At 36.4% G+C, this 11,940-nt stretch carries 8 protein-coding genes; all 8 read left to right on the forward strand.

The genetic code is table 11. The annotated features are described in order from the left end of the window. The first annotated feature begins 164 nt into the window (after window positions 1–164). Window positions 165–2,723, forward strand: coding sequence for an Ig-like domain-containing protein (locus tag BLR86_RS10635; protein ID WP_090761152.1), 2,559 nt, complete (start codon window positions 165–167; stop codon window positions 2,721–2,723). 171 nt (window positions 2,724–2,894) lie between these two features. Further along, the gene (locus tag BLR86_RS10640) at window positions 2,895–5,537 is read left to right on the forward strand and encodes an N-acetylmuramoyl-L-alanine amidase (protein ID WP_090761154.1); all 2,643 of its coding nucleotides are present in this window, start codon (window positions 2,895–2,897) and stop codon (window positions 5,535–5,537) included. 276 nt (window positions 5,538–5,813) lie between these two features. Next, window positions 5,814–6,908, forward strand: a complete 1,095-nt coding sequence (locus BLR86_RS10645) for a DegT/DnrJ/EryC1/StrS family aminotransferase (RefSeq protein ID WP_090761156.1) — start codon at window positions 5,814–5,816, stop codon at window positions 6,906–6,908. A gap of 12 nt (window positions 6,909–6,920) precedes the next feature. Then, on the forward strand, window positions 6,921–7,427 hold the full coding sequence (locus tag BLR86_RS10650; RefSeq protein WP_090761158.1) for a GNAT family N-acetyltransferase: 507 nt from the start codon (window positions 6,921–6,923) through the stop codon (window positions 7,425–7,427). Continuing rightward, window positions 7,424–7,837, forward strand: a complete 414-nt coding sequence (locus BLR86_RS10655) for a sugar 3,4-ketoisomerase (protein ID WP_090761160.1) — start codon at window positions 7,424–7,426, stop codon at window positions 7,835–7,837. Before BLR86_RS10650 ends, BLR86_RS10655 begins: the two co-directional genes overlap by 4 nt. Beyond that, entirely contained in the window at window positions 7,824–8,783 is a 960-nt protein-coding gene (locus BLR86_RS10660; protein WP_254782302.1) for a glycosyltransferase family 2 protein, read from the forward strand. The genes BLR86_RS10655 and BLR86_RS10660 overlap by 14 nt, the downstream gene beginning before the upstream one ends. After that, window positions 8,773–9,162 carry a GtrA family protein gene (locus BLR86_RS10665; RefSeq protein ID WP_090761163.1) on the forward strand — a complete coding sequence of 130 codons (390 nt, stop codon included), beginning with the start codon at window positions 8,773–8,775 and terminating at the stop codon, window positions 9,160–9,162. The genes BLR86_RS10660 and BLR86_RS10665 overlap by 11 nt, the downstream gene beginning before the upstream one ends. A 29-nt stretch (window positions 9,163–9,191) precedes the next feature. Continuing rightward, window positions 9,192–11,885, forward strand: a complete 2,694-nt coding sequence (locus BLR86_RS10670; RefSeq protein WP_090761165.1) for a YfhO family protein — start codon at window positions 9,192–9,194, stop codon at window positions 11,883–11,885. Window positions 11,886–11,940: the final 55 nt, after the last annotated feature.

The raw sequence follows: 11,940 nt of genomic DNA on the forward strand, positions 1-11,940 counted from the left end.
GAAAAATATTAGTATTCAAGCCTTATTTTTTACTGTTATTTCCCTGTTATTAAGAAAAGTAAGGTTGGAGAATATAGAAATTATGTCGAAATTTAGATTGTTTACGAGAATATTGTTTGATATTATTTATTTGAGGTTAATAAATTTCTAGATTGGTAGGAGAGGTGGATATTATAAAAATACGAGTAACCAAATATTTACTGATTGCTTCCTTTTTTACACTTTTTACACTTTTTATACTATTTAATAGTAATATGGTAATTGCTAATGCGGAGTCTATTCTACCTAAAGGCTACATTGATACCCCTGCAAACGGTTCAATTGTAACAGGAGAAATTCCTGTAAATGGTTGGTTTCTAGATGCCAATGGTGTATCAAAGTTAGAAATATTGGTGGATGGTAAAAGCATGGGAGAAGCACAGTATAGTGTGTCACGTCCTGATGTGTTTAAGGCATTTCCAGAATATCAAAATGCAAATTCTGGATATCAATTCACCTTAAATGTGAAGAATTTAACCAATGGAAACCATAAACTAACTGTTAGAGAAACAGGGCTAAACGGAGCTGTGAATGAACTTGACAGCACAGTGATCAATGTTCAAAACCTTCAAGCAAAAGGCTATATGGATACCCCCGCGAACGGTTCAGTTCTAAAAGGAGAAATTCATGTAAATGGCTGGTTTTTAGATGGTAGTGGTGTCTCAAAGATAGAAATATTGGTAGATGGAAAAAAAGTAGGAGAAGCGCAGTATGGTAATTACCGATACGATGTAGGTAAAGCTTTTCCGGAATACAAAAATGCAAATGCAGGATACCAATTTACGTTAAATGCAAGAAGTTTAGCCAACGGTCAGCATAGATTAACGGTCAGAGAGATTGGAAATAATGGTAATACCACTGAACTTGAAAGTTTACTGGTAAATGTCCAAAACGAACCTGTAAGAGGATCGATTGATACACCTAGTAACGGTTCAGTAGTTAAAGGTGAAATTCCAGTCAATGGCTGGTTTTTAGATGCCAATGGCGTATCAAAGGTAGAAGTAATGGTGGATGGCAAAAGTATGGGAGAAGCGCAGTATGGCATATCTCGTCCAGATGTTTTCAAAGCGTATCCTGATTACAAAAATGAAAACGCAGGATACCAATTTACGTTAAATACAGGAAGTTTAACCAATGGACAGCACAGACTTACGGTTAGAGAAATTGGAAATAATGGAATTACGAATGAACTTGAAAGCCAGCTGATAACTGTTCAAAATGAACCTGTAAGAGGATCAATTGACACACCTAGTAATGGTGCTGCAGTAAAAGGAGAAATTCCAGTCAATGGCTGGTTTTTAGACATCAGTGGTGTTTCAAAGATTGAGATATTGGTAGATGGGAATATCATGGGAGAAGCGCAGTATGGTATTTCTCGCCCAGATGTTTTCAAAGCATATCCTCAATATAAAAATTCTAATGCAGGATATCAATTTAGCTTAAATACGAAATCTCTGACCAATGGGCAGCACAGCTTAACTGTTAGGGAAACAGGGAAAAACGGTATGACTAAAGAGCTTGATCGCTTAACGGTGGATGTTCAAAACATACCAACAGTTGGTTATATTGATTCTCCATTGAGCGGAATTCAATCTAATGGGGAGATTACTGTAAGCGGTTGGTATTTAGATGTTAGCGGTGTTTCCAAGATTGAGGTATTTGTGGATGGAATGTATGTGGGGCAGGCGCAGTATGGTCTTTCTCGTCCTGACGTCCAACAGGTCTTTCCTGAATTCGGAAATGGAAACTCGGGCTATCGATTTACGCTTAACACCGCACAGTACTCTCAAGGAGAACATACTGTAACGGTAAAGGAAACGGGAAATAATGGATCAACTTCTTCGTTAACTACAAGCTTTTTTAATGGAAATCCTTATCTGTATGTTGATTTGAGAAAGCCATCTAATATAACTGCAAATGACATCATTAATTTCTTTAATGTGAAACGTCCTGATAGTCCTTTAAAGAACTATGCACAAAGTTTTATTGATGCTCAGAGTAAGTATGGTGTAAATGCTCAATATCTTGTTGCACATGCGATTTGGGAAACTGGTTGGGATGGATCTAATTTAAGGAATTTTAAATTTAACCTCTATGGTTATGGTGCTTATGATCCTTGTCCGTTTACATGCGGATATTACTTCCCTACAGGCGGGGACAGTATTAATTTTGTATCCTATACAGTTCGCAAAGATTATTTAACTGAGTCTGGAGCATATTATAACGGAGCCAATTTGGTTGGAATGAATGTAAGATATGCCACAGATCAAAATTGGAAAAATGGTATTGCGAATTTAATGCAATCCATTAAGCCATTTGATGCAGGATACTATAATCAAAGAGGACCACTTCCAGTATCACCTGTGATAGCTCCTTCATTTGGTCGAAATATCCCTGCTGGCCAACCGTACCCAACGGATGTTATCATTAACTACCCAGCGGGTAAGACAGCTACCGTTACAACAAATGGTTTATCTTTTAGATCTATACCTTATACCTTACAATCAACGTTTATCTCTAGTTTAAGCTTTGGTACGAATATCGAGGTACTTGGATACAATACAGATGTTCGTTATGTACCTGGAGATATCAGCAAATATCCATATGATCAGCGTTGGTATCGAGTTAAGGTTAATGGTCAAGAAGGATGGGTATATGGTGGAGGAATTACCTTTAATAACTAAAGCTGATTCTTTCTAAACGATAGAAATTAAAACAAGGGATAGCTCAACAAAATGAGCTATCCCTTTTTAAGTTATTGTAATTTCTATCTGTTTTTAATAGTAGAAGAATAGTATTATAAAAGAATATCTTATTAAAAATAAGATTAACAGCCTAGTAAGAAAGGAGAAAAAATGAAATACTATAAAAATATTTTTGCGATTTTATTGTTTGGAATTTCGTTGCTATTGTATATTCAAATTCCACAATATGCATCGGCACAAACAACTGAAATGGCTAAAGGATATTTGGACAATCCGGTTTCTGGCGCAACACTTATCGGGACCAAAGAGGTGTCTGGTTGGTTTTTAGATGGGAGTGGAGTAGCAAGTATTGAAGTGCTTGTGGACGGTACCGTGGTAGGTCAGGCAACGTATGGCGACGCAAGAACTGATGTCCAAAGTGCTTTTCCGGAATTTAACAATGGGAATGCAGGCTTTCATTATGCTCTTGACACAACGAAATTTAGTGATGGCCAACATACACTTTCAATCAGAGAAACGGGAATGAATGGTCGTGTCACGACATTACCTGGAAGTACGATAACAATCTCAAATGCAAACACCAAAGGATATGTGGACAATCCGGTCTCTGGCGCAACACTTATCGGGACAAAAATGGTGTCAGGCTGGTTTCTTGATGGAAGTGGAGTAGCAAGGATAGAAGTATTGTTGGACAACAAAGTGGTAGGCCAGGCAACTTATGGTGACGCAAGACCGGATGTTCGAAATGCTTATCCGGAATTTAACAATGGGAATGCAGGTTTTCATTTTGCACTCGACACAACGAAATTTAGTGATGGCCAGTACACGGTTTCGATTAGAGAAACGTCAACAAACGGCCGGATCACAACACTACCTGGTAGTACAATAAATATTTCCAATGACATCACCAGGGGTTATCTTGACAATCCGGTTTCTGGCACTACACTTATCGGGACAAAAATGGTGTCAGGCTGGTTTCTTGATGGAAGCGTAGTAGCAGAGATAGAAGTATTAGTGGACAATAAAGTGGTAGGCCAGGCAACTTATGGTGACGCAAGACCAGATGTTCGAAATGCTTATCCGGAATTTAACAATGGGAATGCAGGCTTTCATTTTGCACTCGACACAACCCAATTTAATGATGGCCAGCATACGGTTTCAATTAGAGAAACGTCAAAAAATGGCCGGATCACGACAATACCAGCTAGTACAGTAACTATTACCAATGACATCACTAGAGGATATATTGACAATCCGGTTCCTGACGCAACCCTAATCGGGACCAAAACGGTGTCTGGTTGGTTCTTAGATGGAATTGGAGTAGCGAAGATAGAAGTATTGGTGGACGGTTCCTTGGTGGGTGAGGCCACCTATGGGAATGAGAGAACGGATGTTCATAAAGCTTTTCCAGAATTCAACAATGGGAATGCGGGCTTTCATTATGAGCTAGACACAACGAAATTTAGTGATGGTCAGCATACGGTTACCATCCGAGAAACTGCAGCAAACGGCCGTGTCACGACATTGCCTGCTGTTTCTGTATCTTTTGCCAATGTCAAAGCCTATGTAGACAATCCGATTGTTGGCGCAACACTTACTGGGACGAAAAATATCTCAGGTTGGTTTTTGGATGCAAGCGGAGTAGCAAAGATCGAAGTATTGATGGATGGTACCTTGGTAGGTGAAGCAACTTATGGGGCAGCAAGGACAGATGTCGAACAGGCTTTTCCAGACTTTAATAATGGAAATGCAGGCTTTCATTATGCACTTGACACAACCCAATTTCAAGATGGCCAACATACGGTTACCATCCGGGAAACTGCAACAAATGGTCGTGTCACGACATTACCTGAAATTCCAGTAACAGTCGCCAATGTCAAAGGATATATGGACAATCCTATACCAGGCACTATCCTTAGAGGAACAAAAACGATCTCAGGCTGGTTTTTGGATACAAGCGGAGTAACGAAGATAGAAGTATTAGTGGATGGATCGGTTGTAGGCGAGGCAACATATGGCGCCTCGAGATCGGATGTTCAACATGCTTTTCCTGACTTCAATAATGGAAATGCAGGCTTTCATTATGAGCTCGACACAACCCAATTTCCAGATGGCCAGCACACAATTACCATCCGGGCAACAGGTACGAATGGTCGTGTTACGACATTGCCTGTTAGTCATGTAAAGTTCCGACAATCGTTGAAAGTGTTTTTAGACCCTGGACACGGCGGAAGTGACCCTGGTGCAATTTGGGGAAGTTATCATGAAGCTGACTTGAATTTGGCTGTTGCTAAAAAAGTACAAGCATTATTACTAAATCAAGGCTATGAAGTTTATATGTCTCGACAGAGTGATACATACTTAGGATTAATAGACCGCCCTCAAATGGCGAATAATTTAGCCACAGATATTTATGTTAGTATTCACACAAACTCAACTGGATTAGGCGCAGCAACTGCTTCTGGTATTGAGTCTTACTACTATAAATATTACCCAAATTATCCTTCTAAAATTAATGAGGCTATGCATAATAATCCTGAAAGAGTCCTAAAAAGTGTAGTACTAACAAACATGATTCAAGAAAATATGGTTAGTTACACAGGTGCAAATAATCGTGGAACGGATGGAGAAACATTTGCAGTTATTCGTGAAGCTGCGATGCCAGCAACTTTATTAGAAATGGGTTTTATTAATAACGCAAATGAACGTCAAAAACTCTTTACAGATTCCTATCAAAACCAGTTGGCACAAGCAATTGCAGACGGAATTCATGAGTACTTTAGAATTTATTAATTGAATTTACTTAAATGAATTAATTTCGATAGTAGTAATCAAGAGTCGATTTCTAGTACAAGACTGTTGACAAATCCGAAAAACCTGGATTTGTGAACAGTCTTTTTTTATGATTAAAGTAGTTACAGGGAAAAAGCGATTTTAGAGATCACCGCACAAGCCCAAATGGAAATTTGTCGAATAAGGACCATTTGTGTAGAATTTAGGTTATAATATTTCAGTATGACTTCGGATTATCCTATGTGTCAGTAATTGTCCAAAGGAAGGTACTTTAACATGAATATAAATTTTAATGTATTAGACCGCCAATATAAAAGATATCAAACAGAATATGAACAGAAAGTGCTGAAAGTCTTAAGAAAAGGCTGGTATGTTCTTGGTGAAGAGCTCGAGGCTTTTGAACAAGAATTTGCGAAGTATATTGGGACGAAGTTCTGTGTAGGACTGGCCAATGGACTTGATGCATTAGTAATCGCATTCAGAGCACTGGGTATTGGAAATGGCGATGAGGTAATTGTTCAAGCCAATGCCTATATAGCTTGTGTTATGGGGATTACCATTAATGGGGCGACCCCTGTATTTGTGGAACCCGATGAGTACTACAATATTGATGCTTCAAAAATACAAGAGAAAATTACTGATAAGACAAAAGCAATATTAGTTGTTCACTTATATGGCCAAACCTCAAACATGGAAGAAATTAAAAGGATTGCAAACGATAATCATTTAAAAGTGGTTGAAGATTGCGCCCAATCCCACGGTTCAATTTACAAAGACAAAAAATCAGGAGCATTTGGAGACGTTGCCTGCTTTAGCTTTTATCCAAGCAAGAATTTAGGCGCCTTCGGTGATGGTGGGGCAATTGTCACCAATGATGAAAATATAGCACAAAAAGTAAAGGTTTTACGCAACTATGGCAGCCAAAAGCGCTACCATAATGAAGTGGTTGGATATAATTCCCGCTTAGATGAGCTTCAAGCAGCCTTATTAAGGGTAAAACTTAGTCATTTAGATGAACTTAATCAAGAAAGGGTAGTCATTGCAAAGCGTTATTTTGAATTAATTAAAAACAAGGAAATCGTGCTGCCGAAAGTTAGGGAATATGTGTCATCAGTCTGGCATTTATTTGTTATCTATACGAAGGACCGGGAAAAACTGCAGAACTATTTAAATCAGCTTAAAATTGGGACGGTAATTCACTACCCGATTCCGCCTCATCTATCAGAAGCTTATACATATCTAGGATTTAAAGAAGGAGATTTTCCAATTACCGAAGACTATTCAAATAATATATTGAGTTTGCCACTATACAATGGAATGACGGAAGAGGAACAAAAATTTGTGATTAAGGCGCTTAACGAATATAAATAAGGATGAAAATGAATGATAAAATTAAGAAAGCTTGAGTTAAAAGATGCCAAAGGAATGTTGGAATGGATGCATGACGAGGAATTAATGAAAAACTTTCGCTTTAATGGAACTCATATGAAACAGGACCAAGCAGAATCCTTCATTGTACATGCACAAAATGATGAAGTAAATAAACATTATGCTGTTGTTGCAGATGATAACGAATATTTAGGAACGATAAGTTTAAAAAGTATCGATGCTGTTAGTAAAAATGGAGAATATTCTATTGCAATGCGCAAAAAGGCAATCGGTACTGGAGCAGCAATTGAAGCAACTAGGCAAATTCTTGAGGTCGCTTTTCATGAATTAGGTCTTGAAAAAGTCTATTTGAACGTTCTAGCTGAAAATAAAAGGGCCATCCGCTTTTATGAGAAGCTTGGATTCATTAAAGAGGGAGAGTTTAAAAAGCATGTTTATTCACATGGCAGGCTTAATGATTTATGGTGGTACGCAATTTTTAATGGAGGCTGTCGTGAATGAAGAAATACGAGATACTAGAATTCCCGCAATTAGGGGATGAGAGAGGACAATTAGTCGTTGTTGAAGAGTTAAAGGAAATCCCTTTTGAAATGAAGCGGATTTTTTATATATACGGTACCAAAGGGGATGTTGCCAGAGGACAGCATGCAAATCGCCGTTCTCAGTTTGTCCTAATTAATCTTATGGGTTCATGTAAAGTCATGGTTGATGATGGACAAATGAATGAAGTGATTGTGTTAAATAAGCCCCATACAGGAGTTTATTTGAACAGTATGGTTTGGAAGGAAATGTTTGATTTTTCAAGTGAATCCATTCTTTTAGTATTAGCCAGCGAGCTTTATGATAGGTCAGAGTATATAAATGATTATGATAAATTTGTTCAGGAAGTTACACAGAGTGAGGAAAGGTGAAAGAATAATGCCGACATTATCCATTATCATCCCGGTTTATTATAATGAGCAAAACATCCCTTTCTTATTTGATAAATTAAGAGAAAAGATTCTTACTAATCCAAATTATGATTATGAGCTTATCTTTGTTGATGACGGTTCAGGTGATAGCTCATACGAGGAATTAAAAAAGCTTAGAAATCAAAACTCTAAGGTAAAGTTAATTAAGTTATCACGTAATTTTGGTTCACATACGGCGATTTTAGCAGGGTTAACATATGCTTCAGGAGATTGTGCAACTGTGATAGCTGCCGATTTACAGGATCCTCCAGAAATTATTAATCGCATGTTTGAGAAATGGACTGAAGGAAATCAAGTGGTTCTGGCTGTCAGGGAAGACCGGGAAGAATCTTTCACACAGAAATTGTTTTCTAATACTTACTATAAGCTTATGAGACGCTATGCATTAGTGAATATGCCTGAAGGTGGATTTGATTGTTTTTTAATTGACCGGCAAGTTGTTGATATCTTAAAAAATATCCAAGAAAAGAATACTACAATTATGGGTTTAATTCTTTGGGCAGGGTTTAAGACTGAAAAAATTTATTATATTCGAAAAGAACGAGAAATCGGCAAATCCCGCTGGACATTAGCAAAAAAGGTAAAGTTATTCATCGATTCCTTCCTTGCCTTCTCATATGTACCTATACGTTTTATGTCTTTAATAGGTGTGATTGTGTCTTTACTGTCTTTTTTGTTTGGAGGCTATCTGATTATTAATAAGATAGTTAATGGAGTAGATGTTCAAGGCTGGACATCATTGATGGTTGTTTTCCTATTTGTTGCAGGGATTCAAATGATTATGATGGGGATTATAGGAGAATACTTATGGAGAAATATGGACGAATCAAGGAGGCGCCCTGTTTTTATTATCGAGGAGAAGGTGGGCTTCAATCATGAAATTTAAACTGTCCATTGAGAAGTATGGGCAGTTTATTAAGTTTTGTATAGTTGGAGCGGTTAATACCACGATCTCATTAGTGGTCTATGGTTTACTTTTAAAACTAAATGTTCATTATTTAACTGCTAGTACGATTGCATATCTTGCAGGAATACTAAATGGTTATATTTTTAGCTCATCCTTTGTATTCAAGGCAAAGTTTCGTTTCATTCAGGGGTTGAAGTTCATAGGGGTATATTTATCATCTTTACTGATTAATTTGTTTCTCCTGTATTTTTTAGTCGATATCTTCCAATTTAATGAGTTTGTAGGACAAATTTGTGTAACCGGTTTTAATGTTATTTATAATTACTTATTAAATAAATTCTGGACATTTAGTAAGTAAGTTTAAGTAATGGAACAGAGGTGATGTGAATGGAGAAAAGGTGTTTTTTGAAGGATCGCTATTTTTGGATCCTATTCGTTTTAATGACAATCGTTTCCGGTGTGGTATTTTATGATTTTATCCTAAATAAGCGCTTGTTTATTTTTTACGATATTGGCGGGGATACCAGGCAATCCTATTGGCCAATGTATCATTATATTGTTGAACAAATTAGAGAAGGTACATTTAATACCTGGTCTTTTCAAATGGGTTTAGGAACAAGTACTTTTACACTTTATTCTTTTTTATTTGATCCTTTCATTATTCTGTTTCTGTTTTTTCCTGCTAAGTATTTACCGTATTGTCTGCTCATTGGTGCAATCATAAAAATTTACATATCAGGTATTTTAATTTATTTCTATTTTAATTTACTTGCAATAAAAAGATATCCTGCAGTTATTGCCTCATTGGTATGGGCATTCAGCGGGTATATGATGCTATGGGGGCAGCACTATTGGTTTGCAACGATGATTGTTTTGTTTACATTTATCATGCTGGCCTTAGAAATGTGGATAAGAGGGAAGAATAAATTACTCTTTCCGATTAGCATAGCGTTGATGGGGATTAACTCACCTTATTTTTTATTTATGATAAGTATATTTATTTTTTTCTATTTAGTCTTTCATTATTTTTTTTCAGAAGATTCCTTTACAATAAAGTCTTTTATGTTACATCTAAGCCGATTTTTTGGAGCTTACTTTCTTGGCCTTGGAGCCAGTGCAATGGTCTTCTTACCGGTAAGTTATTTAATTTTAAGCAGTCCTCGGACGAGCGGGTCATTTTATAATGGGAGTATACTTCAGTTAGGGAACTACTTAGAGTATATATCAATATTTTTAAGGTATTTTTCTAATAACACGTTAGGGGTTGGCTTGAGCTACTTTGGTACAATAAATTATTATGAAGGGCCAATGCTTAGCAGCAGTTTGCTTTTTATTATTGCGCTGCCTCAAATGTTATTTGTAAAAACAAAGCTAAAAATTAAAATTGGATTCCTTTTGATACTTGCTATTTCTATAGGACTCCTGATCTTTCCATTTTTTTCGGCATTATTTAGTGCTTTTTCTTCCTATAATTATCGATGGAATTTTCTATTAGTCTTTTTGAATGTTGTTACCATTGGGTATATGCTTCACTTTTTTTCAAACCAGAGAAGGTTCTCATATCTTGGTCTAGGAATCAGTGCAATTGTTGTGATTACTGGTTGGTATTATAGCTATAAAATCTTAATTTTTCAAAATATGATACCTGTTTCCTATTTGGAAGACCATTATATGAAGAAAATGGCCATAATGATAGGAACATTCCTTTTCATATATGCAATCATTTTTATTGCCTTGCGAAAAAATATCCGTTTGCAATTGTTTTTAATTATGTCCATGGTTTCATTAGAATTGATTGCGATTAATTACCCAACAGTTAACCAACGACTGACCGTTCCTGTTGACGTGCAAGCGAAAAGAGAAGGATATTTTGATTACTCAAACGAGGCAATAAACTACATTAAGTCGCATGATAAAACTTTATTTCGAATCGATAAGAATTTTGATTCCTATTCCTATAATGATTCCTTGATTCAAAATTTTTATGGAATAAAGTCATATAATTCTCTAAATCATCCCAGCTATATAAACTTCTTAAGGGAGTTAGATACAGGGAATACTAGCTATCAATTAGCTGGCGGCTTTAACCAGAGACCAATTCTTCGTGATTTAACCGGTGTTAAATATGTATTGGCAAAAAATGAACAAGTCCCGAGTGAATACATAAAGCTAAAAACCTTCGGTGATATTCATGTATATGAAAATCCCAATGTACTACCATTAGGATTCACCTATGATTCTTTTATTAATGAAGAAGAGTTCAGAAAGCTAATGCCCTTTGAGAAAGACCAAGTATTTTTAAAAGCGGCGGTTGTTGATAAAACAAAACAGGTAAAAGTTCGTTCGGAATTAACCACAAGCAGCGGTTCTCCAATTAATATTAATGACTTTACAATGCTGAATGCCGAAATGAAAAATCTTACAAATAATCAAGATTTTGAGCTTATTACTTCTTCAGGTGACCCAGGGATGAGTATCCGCTTACCGGACAACACTCACAGCTGGAAAATTGAATTTGAAATTGAAGCACCAAGCAAAACAAATGCTCAAATTTTTCTAAGCACAGAGGCGGATATCTTTAATCCAGAGGACTCCTATATGTTTGAAGTATCGGATACTCCGATAAAGGTTGCATACGAATTAAATAATATGAACTTAAACGGCATCCGCCTAGATCCGGGAATGGTACCAGGGAAGTATTTCATCAAGAATTTAAAAATTACTCAAGTGGAAAAAAGCGAAAAACAAGACACTGGTGTGAGTGAAAAAGTAGAAATACAAGAGTTTTCAAATACTAAAATTAGTGGAACAGTTGATGTGGATAAGAAAAAGCTTTTATTTTTCTCTATTCCTTTCGATCAAGGATGGAAAATGAAGATTGATGGCAAAAAGGTAGATACAATGCGAGTAAATATGGGGTTTACTGGGACATTTATTCCTAAAGGTCAACATACTGTTGAACTTGAATTCCATCAGCCTTATTTAAAAATTGGGTTATTTATCTCCGTTATTTGCTGGTCAGTCCTATTATGGAAACTGAGGAACTCGAGGAATAAATCGATTCTTAAAATGGATAGGTAAGTAAAATGTTTATGTTAATATATAAAAAGTATCCTAAGTGTATTTATCAATTAAT

Origin of the sequence: Bacillus sp. OK048, from assembly GCF_900103525.1 — a bacterium.
Lineage (GTDB): Bacteria > Bacillota > Bacilli > Bacillales > Cytobacillaceae > Neobacillus.